Origin of the sequence: Pseudovibrio flavus, assembly GCF_009711345.1 — a bacterium.
Lineage (GTDB): Bacteria > Pseudomonadota > Alphaproteobacteria > Rhizobiales > Stappiaceae > Pseudovibrio > Pseudovibrio flavus.
This window is the reverse complement of record NZ_SMMA01000062.1, coordinates 260,242-281,194: the sequence shown is the minus strand read 5'-3', so window position 1 is coordinate 281,194 and position 20,953 is coordinate 260,242. Positions and strand designations below refer to the sequence as shown.

The 20,953-nt window shown below is 53.9% G+C and carries 20 protein-coding genes; all 20 read left to right on the top strand.

The genetic code is table 11. The annotated features are described in order from the left end of the window. Nucleotides 1–2 precede the first annotated feature (2 nt). The gene (gene hslU, locus E1162_RS11735) at nucleotides 3–1,304 is read left to right on the top strand and encodes an ATP-dependent protease ATPase subunit HslU (RefSeq protein ID WP_155130903.1); all 1,302 of its coding nucleotides are present in this window, start codon (nucleotides 3–5) and stop codon (nucleotides 1,302–1,304) included. Between the two features lie 94 nt (nucleotides 1,305–1,398). Beyond that, nucleotides 1,399–1,893, top strand: a complete 495-nt coding sequence (locus tag E1162_RS11730) for a universal stress protein (protein ID WP_155130901.1) — start codon at nucleotides 1,399–1,401, stop codon at nucleotides 1,891–1,893. A 142-nt stretch (nucleotides 1,894–2,035) separates the two neighbouring features. Beyond that, nucleotides 2,036–2,599: a NifU family protein gene (locus tag E1162_RS11725; RefSeq protein ID WP_155130899.1), complete on the top strand. Its 564-nt coding sequence runs from the start codon at nucleotides 2,036–2,038 to the stop codon at nucleotides 2,597–2,599. Between the two features lie 128 nt (nucleotides 2,600–2,727). Beyond that, complete coding sequence (gene tsaB / locus E1162_RS11720; protein WP_155130897.1) at nucleotides 2,728–3,408, top strand: tRNA (adenosine(37)-N6)-threonylcarbamoyltransferase complex dimerization subunit type 1 TsaB; 681 nt, start codon at nucleotides 2,728–2,730, stop codon at nucleotides 3,406–3,408. Continuing rightward, nucleotides 3,405–3,893 carry a ribosomal protein S18-alanine N-acetyltransferase gene (gene rimI / locus E1162_RS11715; RefSeq protein WP_155130894.1) on the top strand — a complete coding sequence of 163 codons (489 nt, stop codon included), beginning with the start codon at nucleotides 3,405–3,407 and terminating at the stop codon, nucleotides 3,891–3,893. The genes tsaB and rimI overlap by 4 nt, the downstream gene beginning before the upstream one ends. Before the next feature lie 164 nt (nucleotides 3,894–4,057). Further along, nucleotides 4,058–4,492 carry a Fur family transcriptional regulator gene (locus E1162_RS11710; RefSeq protein WP_155130891.1) on the top strand — a complete coding sequence of 145 codons (435 nt, stop codon included), beginning with the start codon at nucleotides 4,058–4,060 and terminating at the stop codon, nucleotides 4,490–4,492. After that, nucleotides 4,492–5,274 (top strand): lyso-ornithine lipid O-acyltransferase, encoded by a 783-nt coding sequence (gene olsA / locus E1162_RS11705; RefSeq protein ID WP_155130889.1) that lies wholly within the window; start codon nucleotides 4,492–4,494, stop codon nucleotides 5,272–5,274. The genes E1162_RS11710 and olsA overlap by 1 nt, the downstream gene beginning before the upstream one ends. Nucleotides 5,275–5,440: 166 nt before the next feature. Further along, entirely contained in the window at nucleotides 5,441–6,853 is a 1,413-nt protein-coding gene (miaB, locus tag E1162_RS11700; RefSeq protein ID WP_155130887.1) for a tRNA (N6-isopentenyl adenosine(37)-C2)-methylthiotransferase MiaB, read from the top strand. 101 nt (nucleotides 6,854–6,954) lie between these two features. Next, nucleotides 6,955–8,061: a PhoH family protein gene (locus tag E1162_RS11695; RefSeq protein ID WP_306455034.1), complete on the top strand. Its 1,107-nt coding sequence runs from the start codon at nucleotides 6,955–6,957 to the stop codon at nucleotides 8,059–8,061. Further along, a complete protein-coding gene (gene ybeY, locus E1162_RS11690) occupies nucleotides 8,054–8,563 on the top strand; it encodes an rRNA maturation RNase YbeY (RefSeq protein ID WP_155130885.1) in 510 nt (169 codons plus the stop codon). The genes E1162_RS11695 and ybeY overlap by 8 nt, the downstream gene beginning before the upstream one ends. A gap of 44 nt (nucleotides 8,564–8,607) precedes the next feature. Continuing rightward, nucleotides 8,608–9,753: a hemolysin family protein gene (locus E1162_RS11685; RefSeq protein WP_155130881.1), complete on the top strand. Its 1,146-nt coding sequence runs from the start codon at nucleotides 8,608–8,610 to the stop codon at nucleotides 9,751–9,753. A gap of 27 nt (nucleotides 9,754–9,780) precedes the next feature. Further along, complete coding sequence (lnt, locus tag E1162_RS11680; protein WP_155130879.1) at nucleotides 9,781–11,394, top strand: apolipoprotein N-acyltransferase; 1,614 nt, start codon at nucleotides 9,781–9,783, stop codon at nucleotides 11,392–11,394. A gap of 187 nt (nucleotides 11,395–11,581) precedes the next feature. After that, on the top strand, nucleotides 11,582–11,989 hold the full coding sequence (locus E1162_RS11675; protein ID WP_155130877.1) for a helix-turn-helix domain-containing protein: 408 nt from the start codon (nucleotides 11,582–11,584) through the stop codon (nucleotides 11,987–11,989). A 126-nt stretch (nucleotides 11,990–12,115) separates the two neighbouring features. Beyond that, complete coding sequence (gene metK / locus E1162_RS11670) at nucleotides 12,116–13,300, top strand: methionine adenosyltransferase (protein ID WP_155130875.1); 1,185 nt, start codon at nucleotides 12,116–12,118, stop codon at nucleotides 13,298–13,300. Between the two features lie 59 nt (nucleotides 13,301–13,359). After that, nucleotides 13,360–14,046, top strand: coding sequence for a tRNA (guanosine(46)-N7)-methyltransferase TrmB (gene trmB / locus E1162_RS11665; protein ID WP_155131004.1), 687 nt, complete (start codon nucleotides 13,360–13,362; stop codon nucleotides 14,044–14,046). 248 nt (nucleotides 14,047–14,294) lie between these two features. Further along, on the top strand, nucleotides 14,295–14,885 hold the full coding sequence (gene rimP, locus E1162_RS11660) for a ribosome maturation factor RimP (RefSeq protein ID WP_371311913.1): 591 nt from the start codon (nucleotides 14,295–14,297) through the stop codon (nucleotides 14,883–14,885). Nucleotides 14,886–14,985: 100 nt separating this feature from the next. After that, nucleotides 14,986–16,671, top strand: a complete 1,686-nt coding sequence (gene nusA, locus E1162_RS11655) for a transcription termination factor NusA (RefSeq protein WP_155130871.1) — start codon at nucleotides 14,986–14,988, stop codon at nucleotides 16,669–16,671. 129 nt (nucleotides 16,672–16,800) lie between these two features. Next, complete coding sequence (locus tag E1162_RS11650; protein WP_371311912.1) at nucleotides 16,801–17,448, top strand: RNA-binding protein; 648 nt, start codon at nucleotides 16,801–16,803, stop codon at nucleotides 17,446–17,448. Nucleotides 17,449–17,455: 7 nt separating this feature from the next. After that, complete coding sequence (gene infB / locus E1162_RS11645) at nucleotides 17,456–20,410, top strand: translation initiation factor IF-2 (RefSeq protein ID WP_155130867.1); 2,955 nt, start codon at nucleotides 17,456–17,458, stop codon at nucleotides 20,408–20,410. 82 nt (nucleotides 20,411–20,492) lie between these two features. Then, nucleotides 20,493–20,945 carry a 30S ribosome-binding factor RbfA gene (gene rbfA / locus E1162_RS11640; protein ID WP_155130865.1) on the top strand — a complete coding sequence of 151 codons (453 nt, stop codon included), beginning with the start codon at nucleotides 20,493–20,495 and terminating at the stop codon, nucleotides 20,943–20,945. Nucleotides 20,946–20,953 lie beyond the last annotated feature (8 nt).

Genomic DNA, 20,953 nt, shown 5'->3' with positions numbered 1-20,953 from the left:
GTATGTCGAATTTTTCTCCGCGCGAGATCGTATCAGAACTTGATCGCTACATTATCGGGCAGCACGATGCCAAGCGCGCCGTTGCGATTGCGCTTCGCAACCGTTGGCGCCGCCAGCAGCTTGATGAAGGGCTGCGTGAGGAAGTTCTGCCAAAAAACATTCTGATGATCGGTCCCACTGGTGTCGGTAAGACTGAGATTTCCCGCCGCCTTGCAAAGCTTGCAAATGCTCCGTTCACCAAGGTGGAAGCAACCAAGTTTACCGAGGTTGGCTATGTTGGCCGCGATGTGGAGCAGATCGTCCGTGATCTGGTTGAAGCTGGCATTTCTCTCGTTCGCGAGCAGAGCCGCAAGAACGTAGAAGCCAAGGCACATGTTCTGGCAGAAGAACGCGTTCTTGATGCGCTGGTTGGTCAGAACGCTAGCCCGTCAACCCGTGACACCTTCCGCAAAAAACTGCGCGAAGGCGATCTAGATGAGAAAGAAATCGAGATCGAGGTCCGCGCGGCCCCTCAGATGCCGAACTTCGACATTCCGGGAATGCCGGGCGGTAGCGTTGGGGTGATGAACCTTTCTGACATGCTGGGCAAAGCCTTTGGTGGTCAGACCAAAACGAAACGCGTGTCCGTTCGCGACAGCCACAAGCTGCTGCTGGAAGAAGAGTCCGACAAGCTGCTGGACGAGGAAAAGGTAGTTCAGGAAGCAATTAGCCTCGTTGAAAACTCCGGTATCGTGTTCATCGACGAGATCGACAAGATCTGCGCAAAAGACGGCCGCCACGGCGATGTCTCCCGCGAAGGTGTTCAGCGCGATCTACTGCCGCTTATCGAAGGCACCGTTGTTTCTACCAAGCACGGACCGGTAAAGACCGACCACATCCTGTTCATTGCATCGGGTGCTTTCCACGTTGCAAAGCCATCTGATCTGCTGCCAGAGCTTCAGGGTCGTCTGCCGATCCGCGTTGAACTGAAAGCGCTGACCAAGGATGATTTCCGCTGCATTTTGACTGACACCGAGGTCAGCCTCATCAAACAGTACGTAGCGCTGATGGCTACCGAGCAGGTGAACATCGAGTTCACCGATGATGCAATCGACGAGATTGCGACCATCGCGGTGGACTTGAATGCGACGATCGAGAACATCGGTGCCCGCCGTCTTCAGACGGTGATGGAGCGTATCCTTGATGATATCTCCTTCTCCGCACCGGACCGCTCTGGTGATAGCGTTGTGGTGGATGCTGCCTATGTGAAGCAGCATATCGGCGAATTGGCTAAAAACGTGGATCTATCGCAGTTCATTCTCTAATTGATGTGTGCGTAGAAGAGTTTTCATAGCGATTATTGGACCGCGGCAAGTCTTTGTGCTTGCCGCTCCGCCAACGTGATGGCAGCATAACCTAATGGTAGCGATCAGAAAAAGTAACGAGGAAGGCCACAAACGCAAGTTCCTCGTGGTGGTGGATGACACTCCCGAATGCGGCAGGGCCATCGTTTACGCAGCCAAGCGCGCAGCGCGCACTGGGGGCGTTGTCCTGCTTCTCTATGTGATAGCGCCGGGTAATTTCTCGCACTGGCTTGGTGTTGAAGATATTATGCGCGCTGAGGCAATGGAAGCGGCAGAAACCACCTTGGCAAAAGCGGCGGAAGCCGTAAGGGCAGCGGCGCGAACGGAACCTGAGCAGGTTATTCGCGAAGGCAACAAGTCCGACGAGATCATGGCATTGATCGATACTGATGCCGACGTTGCCAACCTCGTGCTTGCAGCAGGTACAAGCAAAGAGGGGCCGGGGCCTCTGGTGTCGTCTATTGCGGGTAAGTCAGCGGGCTCGTTCCCGATCCCGATCACGATTGTGCCGGGCAACTTGGACGATGATGCTATAGCCGCCCTAGCCTGATTTATGCTAGAGAGCACACAGAATGTTCGTGTGTGCACGACAATGACAGCCTGCGCCTTAGGGTATATGTAGCGCGTGCCGATTAATCGGAGAGTGCGCAACGTAATGCGCTGTCTAAATCGTCATCTTTGGAAATGAGAAAATGTTTATCCAAACTGAAGCAACGCCAAATCCGGCAACCTTGAAATTCCTCCCGGGCCGCGTGGTACTGGCAGAGGGTACCCGCGACTTCCGTAGTTCTGAGGAAGCAAGCGTTTCGGCACTGGCTGAAGCTCTGTTCACCATTCCTGGTGTGGTCGGCATTTTCTTCGGCTATGACTTCATTACTGTAACCAAGGATGATACCGACTGGCAGCATATGCGCCCGGCGATCCTTGGCGCGATTATGGAGCACTTCATGTCCGGTCAGCCGATCCTGAAGGGTGAAGCGGCAGGCGATGAAGACCTTGGCGAAGAGTTTTTTGACGAGGGTGACGAAGAAACCGTCTCCACAATCAAAGAACTTCTGGAGACAAGAGTGCGACCTGCCGTCGCGCAGGATGGTGGCGACATCACTTTTAGAGGTTATCGCGACGGCGTAGTTTACCTAACAATGCGCGGCGCGTGTGCTGGTTGCCCATCTTCAACCGCTACGTTATCCCACGGTATTCAGAACCTGATGCGCCATTTTATTCCGGAAGTTCAAGAAGTTAGACAAATCCAGTAAGTCTAATAAAGTTTTAATGAAAAGGGCGGCTTGGCTGCCCTTTCGCTTTTCCAAAAATCAAGCGCTACTAAAGGGCTAGATCGAAAAGCGCCCTCGACATTTTCTTGTCTCAACGTTAATGAGGCATCATGAAGCTACTCGCAATTGACACTGCATTAAGCACCTGTGCCGCCGCTGTTCTTACGCAGGGTGAAGAAGGTGAAAATATTGTTGCCCAGTCCGAAGACTTGGGTAGGGGCCATGCCGAAAGAATTATGAGCATGGTCGGTAGTGTTATGGCCGAGTCACAGACTACCTTTAACGCTCTAGACCGTGTTGTGGTCAACGTCGGGCCGGGCAGCTTTACCGGGCTGCGCGTTGGACTTTCGATCGCTCGTGGTTTTGGTCTGGTTTTGGAAAAGCCGGTGGTTCCCGTTACCACGCTTGCAGCGATTGCTGCCGAAACTCTGGACAGAACCGGTGAAAAGCGCCCGCTGCTTGTTGCACTGGATGCGCGCCGCGATGAAGTTTATTGTCAGAACTTCACTGCTGATGGTGAACCGGTAGGAGAGGCTCGGGTATCGACGGTAAAGGATCTGGCATTCGCGCTAGATCCGGAAACGCTTCTGGCAGGTTCCGCCGCACAGGCAATTGCAAACGCAGCAGGGCTTGATGCCTCCCGCATTTGCAGTCACGCCGCTTGTGCGTCGATCGAATATGTCGCCCGCTTGGGAAGCAAGGCTCCCGAGGACGAGAAATCTCCTATGCCGCTCTACTTGCGTCCACCAGATGCAAAACCGACGGAAAAAGGAAGAATTCGGCGTCAATGATCACCGGGTGGCTTAAAAAGTCTCCGTTCATAGTTGAAAGAGCAGAGGAAGCGGAACTCCCGCTTCTTGCCAATGTTCATGCCGAGTGTTTCGCGCATGAATGGGGCACCTCTGAACTTTCCAAAATGTTCGAGCAGCGCACGAACGTGTTTTTCGTCGCGCGATATACAGGTGCACTTTCCAGCAGAGACCCTATCGGCTTCTTAATCCTGCGCTCAGTTGCGGGAGAGGCTGAGGTGCTGACGATTGCCGTCTCCCCGAAAAGTCGGGGGCGGGGTGTTGGCCGTGCCCTGATGGAGACCGGAATTTTCCATTTATACTCGGAACGCGTGGAAAGCTTGTTCCTTGAGGTAGATGAAGACAACACAAGTGCGGTATCTCTTTACAAAAGTTTGGGTTTCACCAAAGTTGGCGAGCGCAAAAGCTACTACAGCGCCAGCGAAGGGGCAGGAACAGCTTTGGTAATGCGCTGTGATCTCAATTGATTACTGATCGCGAAGCGCTTACAAGTTTGGTTTGAAAGTTCTTGGGCGTGTAGCCGAAAGTTGGCGCACTTTGCGGATTAGAAGACGCCCGAAAACAAAGAATTAGCGCGTTTTGGGCGATTCAGTTCGAACCATGACGCTCTTGGAAATTTATAGGGCACCTAATGGTCACAGAAAATGAAATGACATTGGTCGAGCTGTGTGCGGTTAAAGGCATGAGAATGACGGACCAGCGCCGTGTCATTGCCAGTGTCATAGAATCCGCTTCCGACCATCCAGATGTTGAAGAGCTGTATCGCCGCGCATCCGCGATTGATCCACGCATCTCCATCTCCACTGTCTATCGTACTGTGAAGCTGTTTGAAGATGCTGGCATCATTGAACGGCATGATTTCCGTGACGGTCGCTCGCGCTATGAAACGGTTTCTGAAGAACATCATGACCACCTGATCGATCTTCGAACCGGCAAAGTGATTGAATTTCGCAGCGAAGAAATCGAGAAAATTCAGGAAGAAGTCGCTCGTCGCTTAGGCTTCAAATTGGTGGATCACCGACTGGAGCTTTACGGCATTCCTCTCAAAAAGGATGAGAGTGAGTAATGGGTAGTTTCAGAGCGGTTGTTGTCCTCATCCTTGTGACAATTCTCTCTCTGGTTCTCATTCCCATACAATGGCTTGCGCTTAAATTTAATTGGTCGATCAAGCGCAAGTTGCCGCTATATTGGCATCAGGTAACCCGAAGGCTGATGGGTATTCGGGTTACGCAAGTGGGCGCAATGGCAGCTCATAGACCGCTTCTCATCACCTCCAATCACATCTCGTGGCTCGATATCGTTGTGCTGGGTTCAGTGCGACCACTCTCGTTTATTGCCAAATCAGAAGTCGCTGGCTGGCCAATCTTCGGGCTTTTTGCCAAGCTGCAACGTAGCGTGTTTGTAAACCGCTCCCGGCGCACCGACACCAGACGGGTAACGCGGGAAGTGGCAGAACGCATGACCGACGGCGATGCCATGGTACTGTTTGCCGAAGGGACATCCAGCAACGGGAACGAGGTGAAGCCGTTCCGCTCCGCCATTATTGGCGCGGTACATCATGCCATGGATGCTGACGGCAACAGCGATACGTACGTACAGCCGCTTTCCATTGCCTACACCCGTCTACACGGCATGCCGATGGGACGGCAGTGGCGCCCGCATGTCGCGTGGTATGGAGATATGGATCTACCCCCTCATTTGTGGGCCATTTTGAAAGAGGGCGGGGTAGACGTAACACTAACGTGGGGAGACGCGCGTCCCATTGAGGCAAACGCAAGTCGTAAGGCGCTCTCCACCGCGTTGGAGCAGGATGTCAGGGCCATGACAATTACCGCTTTGACCCACTAAATAGCCGCGTAAAGCCAAGCGTTTAGCCTGCTATGTAAACGAACACTTCTCATTCGCTCAAAAAGCAGGTAAAGCTGCCGCAACAGATGGATATGAGTGTGCTGCGCGCGAGGCGGCGCATGGCTAGAAATCAGGCGCTCCTGTGAAGTTGAGCGCAGAGGGATAAATGGACACCAATTCTAACAAGACAGGTGAAGGCGCCGCTGAGGACGTGGCTATCGCAGTGGGTGCGGACAAGCCCCAGCGCAAGGTTTTTGTAAAGACCTACGGCTGCCAGATGAACGTTTATGATTCCGACCGTATGACGGATGCACTGGCCAGCGATGGCTATGTTGCTACCGATACGATGGAAGACGCCGATCTTGTCATCCTCAACACCTGTCACATTCGCGAAAAGGCATCCGAGAAGGTTTATTCCGAGCTTGGCCGCGTTCGTAAGGTGAAAGAGGAAAAGGCCAAAACAGGCAAGCAAATGATGGTCAGCGTAGCTGGCTGTGTTGCGCAGGCAGAAGGGGACGAGATTTCCCGCCGCGCACCTATTGTTGATCTTGTTGTTGGGCCTCAGAGCTACCACCGTCTGCCGGAATTGCTACACCGCGCCTCCAATGGTTCGCGAGTTGTTGAGACTGAATTCGACATTCAGGACAAGTTTAAACATCTGGCAACACCGTCAAAAGAAGCTGTTCGCAAGCGCGGCGTAACCGCTTTTGTGACCGTTCAGGAAGGCTGCGATAAATTCTGTACCTTCTGCGTGGTGCCTTACACCCGTGGTGCAGAGGTTTCCCGCCGCGTAGAGCAGATCGTTTCTGAAACCGAGCGCCTCGCGGCAGCTGGTGTTCGTGAAGTGACCCTGCTCGGCCAGAACGTGAATGCTTGGCATGGCACCGGTCCGGATGGCCGCGAATGGGGCCTTGGTGAGCTGCTGTTCCGTCTGGCGAAGATCGACGGTATCGAGCGCCTGCGCTACACCACATCCCACCCGCGTGATATGGATGATGCACTGATTGCTGCGCACCGGGATCTGGATTCGTTGATGCCTTACTTGCACCTTCCTGTGCAGTCCGGCTCCGACAGTATTCTCGCAGCGATGAACCGCAAACACACGCGTGACGAATATTTCCGCCTTGTTGATCGTATCCGCAATGTGCGCCCTGATATTGCGCTGTCTGGCGACTTTATCGTTGGCTTCCCGGGTGAAACCGATCAGGACTTTGAAGACACGCTGGACCTTATTCGCCGCGTAACATACGGCTCTGCATTCTCCTTCAAATACAGTCCGCGTCCGGGAACTCCGGGTGCGTCCATGGATGAACAGGTTGAGGAAGCGGTAAAAACCGAACGCCTTGCCCGTCTTCAGGCTCTGCTGATGGAGCAGCAGGAAAGCTTCAATAAATCACTGGTCGGTCAAAAAATCGATGTACTCTTTGAAAAGCTAGGCCGTATGGAAGGACAGCTTGCTGGCCGTTCTGCATGGCTTCAGCCGGTGCATGTCGATGCACCTGAAGAGCTATACGGTGAAATTGCGACTGTAGAAATTCTCAAGGCTACTGCAAGCAGTCTACAAGGACGCCTTATTTAACAGCACGAAAAAAGGTGCTAGGGTTAGCGTAGCGAAATGTGTTCAAGACGGAGGAATGCTTGAAGGGCACCGCCCATTCTTCCCCCCGCGTAGGGGCAGCCATGAAACCCATCGCAGCATCAGATATGATGCACGTGGTATTGGCATTCGATGATAACCGGCTGGTTGGCGACTTGTTCGGCCAGTTCGACCAGAATCTAGCACTTATTGAACAGAAGATTGGTGTGGATGCGGTCGCGCGCGGTAATCAGGTAACCATAAGGGGCAGCAAGAGTGGCTGCGAGCAGGCTAAGCTCGCGCTGGAATCCCTTTATGCCAGCCTACAAAATGGACACGAGGTACATCCGGGTGATGTTGACGGTGCCATTCGCATGGCGCAGTCCTCGGAGGCCCAGTTGACGCTTCCGACGATGGAGCCGAAGTCGCGAATGGCCTTTGCGCAGATCGCGACCCGTCGCAAAACCTTGATTGCCCGCACCGCTGCGCAAGATGCTTACATCCGCGCAATGGATCGTTCTGATCTGACCTTTGGTGTCGGCCCTGCCGGTACCGGTAAGACCTTCCTTGCTGTTGCTTACGCTGCCGCCCTTTTGGAGCGCGGCGAGATTGATCGCATGATCCTGTCTCGTCCAGCTGTTGAAGCGGGTGAGCGTCTTGGCTTCTTGCCGGGCGATATGCGCGAGAAAGTCGATCCATATCTGCGTCCGCTCTATGACGGCCTTAACGAGATGATCTCGCCAGAGAAGCTCGAGCGTGGCCTTGAAAGCGGTATGATTGAAGTCGCGCCGCTTGCGTTTATGCGTGGCCGTACTCTTTCCAACGCTGTTGTCATTCTCGATGAAGCGCAGAACACTACATCCATGCAGATGAAGATGTTCCTGACGCGTCTTGGTGAAAATTCCAAGATGATCGTGACGGGTGACCCAAGTCAGGTCGATTTGCCACCGGGCCAGATGTCCGGCTTGAAAGAGGCGTTGAAAATTCTCGATGGTGTTGAAGGCGTTTCTCGCGTCAACTTCACCGAAAGCGACGTAGTGCGCCACGAACTGGTTGCCCGCATCGTTCATGCATACGATGAGGATGGTCGTCGCCGCGCTGAGCGTCGCCGTGCCTTGTTGGCCGCTGAAGGTGTGACTGACACCGCCAAGGCTATGAGTGCTAACCAAAAACAAAATAACGAGCGCTTGCAGGAAACCGATGATGAGTGAGCCATCATGCCCGCTGATTATTGATATCTCGATTCCGGCAGAGGGCTGGCCAGCGGAAGATAACCTTGCACACTTGGCTGAAAAGGCCATGGCTATGGCCTGTGAGGTTTCCGATCTGGAAGCATTGCCGGAGACAGAGGTATCTCTGGTGTTTTCCGATGACGATCACGTGCAGGAGTTGAACCGCACGTGGCGTAATAAGGACAAGCCGACAAATGTGCTAAGCTTTCCCGGTGACGATAAGGAAGAGCCGCCATTTGGACCGCTTTTAGGGGACATTATCCTTGCGCGGCAGACCGTTGAACGGGAAGCGCAGGAGCTGGGAATCCCCTTCGAACACCATTTAATTCATTTAATTGTTCACGGAACTCTTCATTTATTCGGTTACGATCACCAATTTGATGATGAAGCCGAAGAAATGGAAGGCGAAGAGCGCAAGATCCTAGCTCGTCTGGATATACCGGACCCTTATCAGGATGCGCCGCTTATAGCCGACGAATGATCGCGGTCAGCACAGCGTAACTGTGCGCCATTTAAGAGAAAGAAATGACTGGTTCAGAACCTCGAAGTACAGCAGCAAGCGAAGCTTCTGTTGCAGACGATAAAGCGGAGAGTAGCGAAGCGTCCTCCAAGAAGCTCGGCGAAGATACGAGCGAGCCTCAGGAGAGAAAGCCTGGCCTTTGGGCTGGGCTGAAAAACGCACTCAACCCTTTTGCAAGAATGCGCCGCAAGGCATCCGGCACGCTCAGGGCCAACCTTGAAGACGAGCTTGCGCGTAAAGATGTGGGCGCTGATGCAGCCTTCACCGCATCCGAACGCGAACTTTTGACCAACATCCTTCAGCTTCGCGAGCTTCGCGTTGATGACGTTATGATCCCGCGGGCTGATATTCAGGCGGTTGATGATACTGCCTCCATCGGCCTTGTGATGGAGAAGTTCCAAGAATCCGGCCACTCTCGTATGCCGGTTTATCACGACAACCTCGACGATCCACGCGGCATGGTCCACATCAAGGACCTTATGGCCTATTTCGCCGAGCAGGCGGGTTACAAGTCTTTCAAAGGCCGCAAGCAGGATAAATCCACTTCTGACAGTGCTGGAGAAAATGGCGATAAAGATACGCCTGATCTTGCGCGCGTTAATCTGGATACCCCGCTAAGCCAGACCGGCCTTATCCGCCCGCTTCACTTCGTGCCGCCATCCATGTCTTCTTCTGAACTGATGAAGCAAATGCAGGTGACCCGCGTTCAGATGGCGCTTGTCATCGACGAATACGGCGGAACCGATGGCTTGGTCTCGCTGGAAGATATCGTTGAAACAGTTGTTGGTGACATCGAAGACGAGCACGATAAAGACGAAGAGGCTATGGTTTCTCAGGTCGCCGATGGCGTTTGGGTAGCTGATCCTCGCGTTGATATTGAAGACCTGCAAGAAGAGCTTGGCACAGACTTTAGTGTGGGTGAGCACGCAGAGGAAGTTGATACTCTGGGTGGAATGCTCTTTACATTGCTAGACAGGGTACCGGTTCGCGGTGAGTTGATTGCTGACAAGCGCCTACCGGGCTATGAATTTGAAGTTCTGGACGCCGACCCACGTCGCATCAAGCGCCTGCGCATTTATCGCCGCCGCTTTGATCAAAGGGCCGGCAGTGCGCGCCTTCGTACCAAACGCACGGAGGCTGCCGCAGAATAGGCATCTAGTTAGAGCTGAGATTTGGGCATGGTTGTAGCAGCACGGGCATTGGCAGATAAGTGGGCGCAACCATTCCTCCTCTATACAGGAGCACGCAGATGGGCACTTTGTTTCCTTCTGGGTGCTCTTTCTGCTTTAGCCTTTCCTCCGGTGGGGTTCTTTCCGGTTCTCTGGCTAACCCTTCCGTCCTTCCTTTGGGTGCTCGATGGGGCGTTCGCCGGTACGGCTCACCAGAGAAGAGCGCGGTTTAAGGGATTTTTCTCCAGCGCGTGGTGGTTTCACTTTGGCTTCTTTGCTGCAAGCCTTTGGTGGATCGCGGAGGCCTTCTTGGTGGAGGCGGATGTCTATGCGTGGATGATCCCTTTTGCGGTCACTTTGATGCCTGCAGGCCTTGCGCTTATTCCGGCATTGGTTGTCGCGTTAGCTTCTCTTTTCTGGAGTACAGGAGCGCGGCGGGTACTGGTATTTGCTGTTGCGCTTAGCTGCGCGGATTGGCTGCGCGGTCACCTGTTTACAGGCTTTCCCTGGAACGCATGGGGTTATGTTGCCGATGCAAACAGCATCTTCCTCCAGCTATCAGCCTACTTGGGTGTTTATGGCCTAAGCCTTTATGTGCTGCTAGTCTTTGCAGCTCCTGCGGCGTTCTTGCGCCAAAGTGGGCGTCGGGCTGGTCTGGTGCTGGCAAGCTATGCGCTGCTGCTGGCTGTTGGTCTTGGTGCAGGCGCCTACCGCTATACCGCGCTGACAGTTTCTCCTACACCGTGGCAGGTCACGGTCATTCAGCCCAATATTCCGCAGGCGGAGAAATGGCAGCCGAAAAATCGCGACCTTCTGCTTCCACACTATCTGGAGCTTACCAGCAAGGCTCTTGCAAAGCTTGATCCCGCAAAACCTGCGGTCGTTGTGTGGCCTGAATCTGCTTTTCCGTATTTGCTGACGGAGGAGCCGGGCGCTCTACCTCTGATCGGTAACGTTCTTCGGGGCGGAAATATCCTCCTGACAGGGGGGATTCGCGGTGAAAGACGTAGTGATGGAGATTTTTTTTATAATAGCGTTTACGCGATAAATGACCGAGGCGAGGTGCTGGACGTTTACGATAAAGTTCACCTTGTTCCGTTCGGCGAATATTTACCATTCCGCAACCTCCTGCAATCTCTGGGTGTGGAACGTTTAGTTCCAGCCCCGTCGGATTTTACAGCAGGCTATCGTTACCGAGCCCTTAATTGGGGCGATGGTCTCAGCGTGCAACCGCTCATCTGCTATGAGGCGATTTTTACCGATACGCGCCTTCCGTTATCAGAACGCCCTGATTTTATTGCGAATGTGACAAACGATGCATGGTTCGGCGAAACATTTGGTCCCTACCAGCACTTTGCGCAGGCAAGGATGAGAGCTGTCGAGCAAGGTATTCCTGTCGTCCGTTCGGCGAATACAGGTATTTCGGCGATTATTGATCCAAAAGGAAAGGTACTCGCAGAAATTGATGTAAATGAAACCGGATCTATTCAAGGACACCTGCCAAATCTACTGGAGCCGACCCCTTATTCTCGCCTAGGTAATGCCATTTTTGGGGGGCTTATTCTCACGATAATTTGTCTCCTATTGGTACTAGGGGGCTTGTTACCTACTCGTAGAGATTGACGAGAAGCCCGAAATATCGTCAACATGTACGTGCGTGAGGTCGGTCTCTTATTCGCGCCAAAAGCGAAAAGGGGCTGCTAGGGCCGTAACAGCGCAACTAATAATAATAAATGCTCCGCAAAGAGAGCTTCGGCAAGAAACCCAACAACGGCCTCGGCCGTAAAGATGAAAGAAGAGGGCCTTTGTAATGCCCAGCAAAAAAGCACCAAACCCCATTGATGTGCATGTTGGTAGCCGTGTTCGGCTACGTCGAATGATGCTTGGAATGAGCCAGGAAAAGCTCGGCGAAGGCCTGGGTATTACGTTCCAGCAGATTCAGAAATACGAGAAGGGCACCAACCGCATTGGTGCAAGTCGGCTCCAGCATATCGCCACACTTCTCAAGGTACCTGTAGCCTTTTTCTTTGAGGATGCGCCTGGCACGCCTGAAGAGTCGCATGGCATTGGTGAGAATCCTCAAACCACTTACGTAGTGGATTTCCTGTCCTCCACCGATGGTCTTGCATTGAACAAAGCCTTTGTTCGCATTGAAGATCCTAAGGTGCGTAAGAAAATTGTCGAGTTGGTCAAAGCGGTTGCTGGCGAGGACGACTAGTCTGTGCAAACCGCAAGCCATTAAATTATGGGCTTGACGTTTCTTCCAAAGATTGGTTGATGAGACCTGAAGCGGCGGTACCCCGTCGCTTCAATTGTTTCTATCTTCCCAGAAGGACGCTCGCCAATGGCTCGTCAAGATTATGTTTTTACATCGGAGTCGGTCTCGGAAGGCCACCCCGATAAGGTTTGCGATCGCGTATCTGACGCTATCGTTGACGCATTTCTGCGTGAAATGCCTGAGGCTCGTGTAGCCTGTGAAACGCTGGCAACCACCAATAAACTGGTTATTGCTGGTGAGACACGCGGCCCAGCCTCTCTTACCAAAGAGTTTCTTGCCCACACTGCTCGCATGGCCATCAAAGACATCGGCTATGAGCAGGAAGGCTTCCACTGGCAGAACGTGGACATCGATGTACTGCTGCATGAACAGTCCGCTCATATCGCACAGGGCGTAGACGCATCGCAGAGCAAAGATGAAGGCGCAGGCGATCAGGGCATCATGTTCGGTTACGCATGCCGCGAAACCCCTGAGCTTATGCCAGCTCCAATCCTGTACTCTCACAAAATCCTGCGTTTGCTTGCAGATGCTCGCAAATCCGGTAACGAGCCAACGCTTGGCCCGGATGCAAAGAGTCAGGTTTCCGTTCGTTACCGCGATGGTAAGCCAGTTGGTGTGACCTCCATCGTGCTGTCTACACAGCACCTTGATGAGACCATGACCTCTGACGATGTTCGTGCAGTTGTTGAGCCATACATTCGCGCAGCCCTTCCTGCTGAGTGGATTTCTGACGAAACCATCTGGCACATCAACCCAACCGGCAAGTTCGTAATCGGTGGTCCTGATGGCGACTGCGGTCTGACTGGCCGTAAGATCATCGTGGACACCTACGGCGGTGCTGCCCCTCACGGTGGCGGTGCATTCTCCGGTAAAGACCCGACCAAGGTTGACCGCTCTGCAGCTTACGCTGCGCGCTATCTGGCGAAAAACGTTGTTGCTGCTGATCTTGCAGATCGCTGCACCATTCAGCTGTCTTACGCCATCGGTATCCCTGATCCGCAGTCGATCTTCATTGACACTCACGGCACCGGTAAGGTTTCCAACAGTGCAATCGAAGGCGCAGTTCGCGAGATCATGTCTTTGACACCGCGTGGCATTCGTGAGCACCTCGGTCTGAACAAGCCAATTTACGAGCGCACCTCTGCTTACGGCCACTTTGGCCGCGAAGCGACTGTAGATGGTGGCTTCTCTTGGGAGAAGGTCGATCTGGTGCATGGCCTCAGAGATCTTCTGGCCAAAGAATTCGCCTAATCTCGAATAACAACAAACAAGAAATGGCCGGAGGTAACGCCTCCGGCCCGACGATTATCATGGTAGACCATTACACAGGTTCATTCTTCGGTCGCCGCGTGGGCAAGCCGCTTAAATCGCGCCAGATCAACTTGATGAACGACTTCTTGCCGACCGTGTCGGTAGACATCACCAAGCCAGCACCAGCAACCCTTGCTGAATTGTTTGGCAAACCTGTCTCTTCCATCTGTCTTGAAATTGGCTTTGGTGGTTCCGAGCATTTGATGCATCGCGCCCGCACCAATCCTGATATCGGGTTTATTGGTGTGGAGCCGTTCCAAAGTGGTATGGCGAAAGCCGTTGGCACATTGGACGAAGAAGGCTTGGAGAACGTTCGGCTGTTTCAGGATGACGCGATCAAGCTGCTCGATTGGATGCCTGAAGGCTCCGTGGACATGGTCTATCAGCTCTATCCTGATCCGTGGCCGAAGAAAAAGCACTGGAAGCGCCGCTTTATCAATCCGGTCAATCTGGATCGCATCGCTCGTGTCCTGAAACCGGGTGCTCAGTTCCGGTGGGCAAGTGATATCGACACCTACGTTGATTGGACCCTCGGCCATTGCCGCGACCACGCCAACTTCGAATGGACTGCTGAATGCGCAAGCGATTGGCGTACTCCTTGGGAAGGTTGGCCGGGCACACGCTATGAGGCGAAGGCGCACAGAGAAGGTCGTATTGGCCGTTATTTGACTTTTCTTCGCGTCTAAGAGTTGTTGAGTACGTACTGCGGCTTTTGTTTGCCGGAGCTCTGTTTTTTTATTGCATAGCTCTGGTAAATGACTATATTGCGCGCAAGAGTTCTCTATCGGCTCATGAAGAGCAATCGGAGAGTGGGCACCGAAAGGACCCGCTCTTTTTTGTTTCTTGGGCCATGGTTTGGCCAGTAAATGCCCGACCAAAAAGGAAAATGACAAGGCTATTTCTAAAGTAGCCGGACGACAGAAGAAGGTTGAACGTGAGCGAGAGCGATCCAAGAATTGTAAAAGAACATGGGCTTGAGGCTCGTGTGGCAGCAATTGTAGAACCGGTCATCGAAGACCTTGGTTACCGTTTGGTTCGTATCCGCATCACCGGAAACAACGGGTGTACGCTTCAGATTATGGCTGAGCTGCCAGACGGTACTATGCACATTGAGGGCTGTGAGGAAATTAGCCACGCTGTTTCCCCTGCGCTGGACGTTGATGATCCGATCAGCGGTGCTTACCATCTGGAAGTTTCGTCCCCGGGTATTGATCGTCCAATGGTTCGTGCCAGCGACTTCGAACGTTGGGTTGGTCATCTTGTAAAGATCGAGATGACACTGCCGCAGCAGGGTGGTCGTAAACGTTTCCGCGGTTTCATTACTGCCATGAATGACGGTCTGGTTTCATTGAAGATGACCGACGTTCCAGCAGGTGAGCCGGACACTGCAGAGCTGCCTCTTAAAGAAATTGGTGATGCCCGTCTGATATTGACAGATGAGCTGATCGACGCAGCCCTGAAAGCAGATAAAGCGGCAAAAGCCGCACGGGGTGAAGAGGTAGACCCTGATTACTATAACCATTGATCGTTAGAGGGCGCCTGTTTGGCGCCCGCTTTTCGATCCGAGTAGATATGTCAGACGCCAATTCGAAACGGGAAATTGGCGCGTAAGGAGTGGACGAGACATGGCCATCAGCGCAAACCGACTGGAGCTGCTGCAGATCGCTGATGCAGTTGCACGGGAAAAGTCGATTGATCGCACCATTGTAATTGCGGCTCTCGAAGATGCTATTCAGAAGGCTGCAAGATCGCGTTACGGTACCGAGACCGAGATCCGCGCCGAGATCAATCCGAAAACCGGTGAGATCCGCCTGCAGCGTCTGCTTCTCGTTGTTGATGTAGTCGAAAACGTTTCTACTGAAATTTCCCTGCAGGATGCAAAATCCCGCAACCCGGAAGCGCAGCTTGGCGACTTCATCGCTGATCCGCTGCCACCGCTAGACTTCGGCCGCATTGCTGCGCAGTCCGCAAAGCAGGTAATCGTACAGAAAGTGCGTGAAGCTGAGCGTGATCGCCAGTACGACGAATTTAAAGACCGCATCGGCGAAATCATCAACGGCGTCGTGAAGCGCGTTGAATACGGTAACGTAGTGATCGACGTAGGTCGTGGCGAAGCAGTTGTTCGCCGTGATGAGCTGATCCCGCGTGAAGTATTCCGCAATGGTGACCGCATTCGCGCCTACGTCTTCGACGTTCGCCGCGAGCAGCGTGGCCCGCAGGTCTTCCTGTCCCGTACCCATCCGCAGTTCATGGCAAAACTCTTCCAGCAGGAAGTGCCAGAAATCTATGATGGCGTAATCGAAATCAAAGCAGTTGCTCGCGATCCGGGCTCCCGCGCTAAAATCGCTGTTCTTTCCAAAGACAGCTCCATCGATCCGGTTGGCGCGTGTGTTGGTATGCGTGGTTCCCGTGTTCAGGCAGTTGTTGGCGAGCTTCAGGGCGAAAAGATCGACATCATTCCTTGGAATGACGATGCTGCGACCTTCATCGTGAACGCACTGCAGCCAGCTGAAGTGGCTAAGGTTGTTCTGGACGACGAATCCGAGCGCATCGAAGTTGTTGTTCCTAACGATCAGCTGTCTCTGGCAATCGGTCGTCGTGGTCAGAACGTTCGTCTTGCTTCCCAGCTCACCGGTTGGGGCATAGACATCATGACCGAGGCAGAAGAATCCGAGCGTCGTCAGAAAGAGTTCCAGATCCGTTCTGACCTCTTCCAGCAGACCCTCAACGTTGACGAGATGGTTTCCCAGCTTCTGGCATCCGAAGGCTTCACCTCTGTTGAGGAAGTTGCCTACGTTGATGCAGAAGAAATCGCTTCCATCGACGGCTTCGACGATGATACCGCTGCTGAAATTCAGGCACGTGCTCGTGAGCACCTTGAAGAAATCGAAGCGGAACTTGCTGAACAGCGCCGCGAACTGGGCGTTTCTGATGAACTGCTCGAGATCGCTGGTCTGACCTCTGCGATGCTCGTTGCGCTTGGCAAGGACGATGTGAAGAACATCGAAGATCTTGCTGGTTGCTCCGCTGACGATCTCATTGGTTGGACCGAGCGCAAAAAGGGTGAAGTGGTTCGCGTCGATGGCGCGCTCACCGGCTTCAACCTCTCCCGCGCAGATGCTGAAAATATTGTAATGTCCGCTCGTGTTGCAGCGGGCTGGATCTCCCCTGAAGACCTTATTCAGGAAACCGAGGAAGAAATCGCTCCTGAAGAGGGCGAATTCTCGGAAGCTGAAGAAGTGGCTGTTGACGACGCCGTCGAATTCGAGCAAGACAACGGTGCAAAAGACGGGGCAGTCTCCGAGAACTAAGGTTTCGGACAAGGAATTGGTGGGAGCGGTCCTCCGCTCCCCGGTTTTGGGTGGTTTTGCCCCTTTCATGGCACAGGCCACCTGATTGGAATAAGGAGGACAACACCGGCTTTTATAGGGTACACTGAAGTGGCGAAGAAAAACGAGATAACAGAGCGAACCTGTGCCGTGACACGGGAAGTTTTGCCTGTATCGGAGCTGCTTCGTTTCGTCGTGTCACCCGACGGGGTTGTTGTTGCCGACATCAAAAATGTACTCCCAGGTCGCGGAGTATGGGTCAAAGCGACCCGGTCGAAGGTTGAGGAAGCTGTAAAAAAGCGCGTCTTCAACCGAGGCTTTAAGGAGCAGGTACACGCTGAGATCGGTCTGGCCGACCAAGTAGATAAAATGCTGGAGCACGCAGCTACCGGCGCGCTGTCCATCAGTCGCAAGGCAGGTGATTTGATTACTGGTTTCGCAAAAGTGGAATCAGCCTTGAGGGGCGATCGGGTCCTGGCTCTGGTTCATGCAACCGATGCCTCTGACGATGGCGTACGTAAATTGGCGGCTGTGGCCGCTTCGAGATTTGGCAAAGAGGACCCATTGGCGGTGGTCCGCTTGCTTGATTCGGCCCAATTAAGTTTGGCATTGGGCCGCGATAATGTGATACATGCTGCACTGCTCGCTGGACAGGCAGGTCGAAATTTTCTCAGAGCTGCAAGCCGATTGGCAGACTATAGAGAAGTTTCTCTGGCAAATGGCACAGGCGGCGCAAAAGGTGCAGTGGCGCAGGACTGAAGGCAATATGAGCGATAGCAACAACACAGACGACAAAACAGGCGGCGGCGAACGCAAAACACTCGGCCTCAAGCGCGGCGGAGTGGAGAAGGGCACTGTAAAGCAGAGCTTTTCTCACGGACGCTCGAAGGCTGTCGTCGTGGAAAAGAAGAAGCGCCGTGTGGTAATGCCGGGTCAGGAAACTGCAGCTCCGGCTTCTGCTTCTTCTACTCCAGCGACTTCCCAGCCAGCTCGCGCAGCAGCGAAACCAGGCGCAAAACCACAGCAGGGCCGTGGTGATGGTCGCCAGCAGGACGCGCGCCGTGGTGGCGAAGGTCAGAACCGCAATGGCGGTCGTGGCGGTCAGCGCCGTCAGGGCGGTCAGGCCCAGCAGGGCGGCGGCAACATTTTGCGTACCCTTTCTAAAGCGGAAGCTGATGCCCGTATGGTAGCGCTGCGCGAAGCACAGGTGCGTGAAGTAGAAGATCGTAAGCGCCGTGTTGAAGAAGAAGCGCGCCGCGTCGAAGAAGCTCGTGTAAGAGCAATCGAGGCGGAAAAAGCACGCGTTGAAGAAGAAGCACGTCAAAAGCGTGAAGCTGAAGAAGCTGCTGTAAAAGCGGCGGCTGAGGCAAAGGCTAAGGCAGAAGCTGCAGCAAAAGCTGCGGCTGAAGCAAAGGCTAAGCCAGAAGCGCCAGCTCAGGCTCCGCGTCGTTCCGAACGTCCAGCACAAGGTGCAGGCCGTGGCGAAGGCGCAGGTCGCGGTGAAGGTCGTGAGACCCGCGCACCACGTCAGCGTGACGGTAAGCCTCCACGTCTGGATGGTCCACGTCCGGGCGCAGGTCGCCCAGGCGCTCCACGTCCAGCAGGTGCTCGTCCGGCAGCAGGTGGTCGTCCGAACCCGGCTGATGCCCCAATGCCGACTGAAGAAAAGCAGCGTCCAGGTGGCGTTCGCACAGCTCCAGGTGCACGCGTAGGTCAGGGCCGTCCAGATGATGGCGATGACAACGATAAAAAGGGTCCAAAGGGCGCTCCTCGCGGTAAGAAGGCTCCGGCTCCTTCCGCAAAACCAGCTCGCGGTGGTGAAGACCGTCGCCGTTCTAACAAGCTGACCATCGTTCGCGCAACCGGTGATGATGATCCGCGTGGCCGTTCCATGGCTTCCCTGCGCCGTCGTCGTGAAAAAGAGCGTCGTGCAGGTCAGGAGAAGGTGGTTCGTGAGAAAGTAGCACGTGAAGTGGTGCTTCCTGATGCGATCACCATTCAGGAACTGGCAAACCGTATGTCCGAACGTTCGGTCGACGTTATCAAGCTGCTCATGAAGCAGGGACAGATGCTCAAGATCAATGACGTTCTTGATGCAGAAACTGCTGAATTGATCGCAGTTGAATTCGGTCACACCGTAAAACGCGTTTCTGAATCCGACGTTGAAGAAGGTCTTTACACCATCGATGATGATGAGGGCACCATGGAGCCACGTGCTCCGGTTGTTACCATCATGGGTCACGTTGACCATGGTAAGACCTCGCTTCTCGATGCTCTGCGTCAGGCAAACGTTGCTTCTGGCGAAGCTGGCGGCATTACCCAGCACATCGGTGCATATCAGGTAGAGCAGAACGGTCACAAAGTGACCTTCATCGATACCCCGGGCCACGCAGCGTTTACCGCAATGCGTGCACGTGGTGCGAAAGCGACCGATATCGTTATTCTGGTTGTTGCTGCTGACGATGGCGTTATGCCTCAGACTCGTGAAGCCATTCAGCACGCACGTGCTGCTAATGTGCCGATCATCGTTGCAATCAACAAAATGGATAAGCCAGGCGCTGATCCAGACCGCATCCGCAATGACCTTCTGCGCGAAGAAATCGTCGTAGAAAGCATGGGCGGTGACACGATCGACGTTGAAGTTTCCGCGAAAGAAAAGCGCAACCTCGACAAGCTGATCGAAATGGTTCTGCTTCAGTCTGAAGTTCTTGAGCTGAAAGCCAACCCGAACCGTACTGCAGAAGGTACTGTGATCGAAGCCAAGCTCGACAAGGGTCGTGGTCCGGTCGCTACCGTTCTGGTTCAGAAGGGTACTTTGCGTCCAGGTGACATTCTTGTTGCTGGTAGCGAGTGGGGCCGCGTTCGTGCAATGCTCGACGAGAACGGCAACAAGGTTGATGAAGCTGGCCCATCCAAGCCGGTTGAGGTTCTGGGCTTCCAGGCAACGCCTCGTGCAGGTGACCGCGTAGCGGTTGTCGAAAACGAGAGCCGCGCTCGTGAGATCACCGAGTACCGTAATCGTCAGATGCGCGACAAGATGGCAGCTCGCGTTGCAAGCTCCCGTAACTCTCTTGAAGCGATGATGAAGGGTCTGAAAGACGACGGTCAGCAGGAATTCCCGCTTGTCATCAAAGCTGACGTGCAGGGTTCTGCCGAAGCAATCGCAAGCGCTCTTGAAGAGCTGGGCAACGACGAAGTGCGTGCACGCATTATCGCCGCTGGCGTTGGTGGTATCACTGAAAGCGACATCACCCTTGCTATGGCGTCCAAGGCTCCAATCATGGCCTTCAACGTTCGTGCAAACAAACAGGCACAGGAAGCTGCTCGCCGCGAAGGTATTGAGATCCGCTACTACAGCGTTATCTACGATCTCATCGACGACGTGAAGGCAACCATGTCTGGCATGTTGGCCCCAGAACGCCGCGAAACCTTCCTCGGTTATGCAGACATCAAGGAAGTGTTCAACATTTCCAAGATCGGCAAGGTCGCAGGCTGTCTGGTCACCGAAGGTGTCGTACAGCGTGGTGCTCAGGTTCGCCTGCTGCGCGACAACGTTGTGGTTCACGAAGGCGAACTGGGTACACTGAAGCGCTTCAAGGACGAAGTGAAAGAAGTGGAATCCGGCGTCGAGTGCGGCATGAACTTCACCAACTACAAAGACATGCGTGTTGGCGACGTTATCGAGTGCTTCAAGGTCGAAGAAATCGCCCGTTCGCTCTAGAATTGGCTTGAATATTCAATAATTCAGGGCGCCGACGCGGGCTTAACGGTTCGCGTCGGCGTCTGAGCTTGTGAGAACAAAAATGGTTAAACCACGCAAAGAGACCGCAAGCGGCCCTTCACAGCGTCAGCTTCGCGTCGGCGAGCTGGTTCGCAAAGAGCTGAGTGACATTCTCTCCCGCGGGGCGTTGAACGACCCTGATCTGGAAGGCGTAATCATCACTATTCCTGAAGTGCGTATGACGCCTGACCTGCGTATGGCGACCTGTATGGTCATGCCTCTGGGCGGTGCCAACGTTGATAAGGTCGTGAAAGCGCTCAACCGTTCCGTTAAATACTTCCGTGGTCAGGTGGCTCGCCGTTTGACGATGAAGTACTCGACGGACCTGCGCTTTGTTGTCGATTCCCGCTTTGACGATGATGATCGCATCACACGTCTTCTCAACGAGCCGGCTGTGCGCCGTGACTACGCGCTTGAAGAAGACGAAGGCGATGACGATGCGTTTGATGGCGAAGACCATCAGGACAAGAACTAGAGCAATAA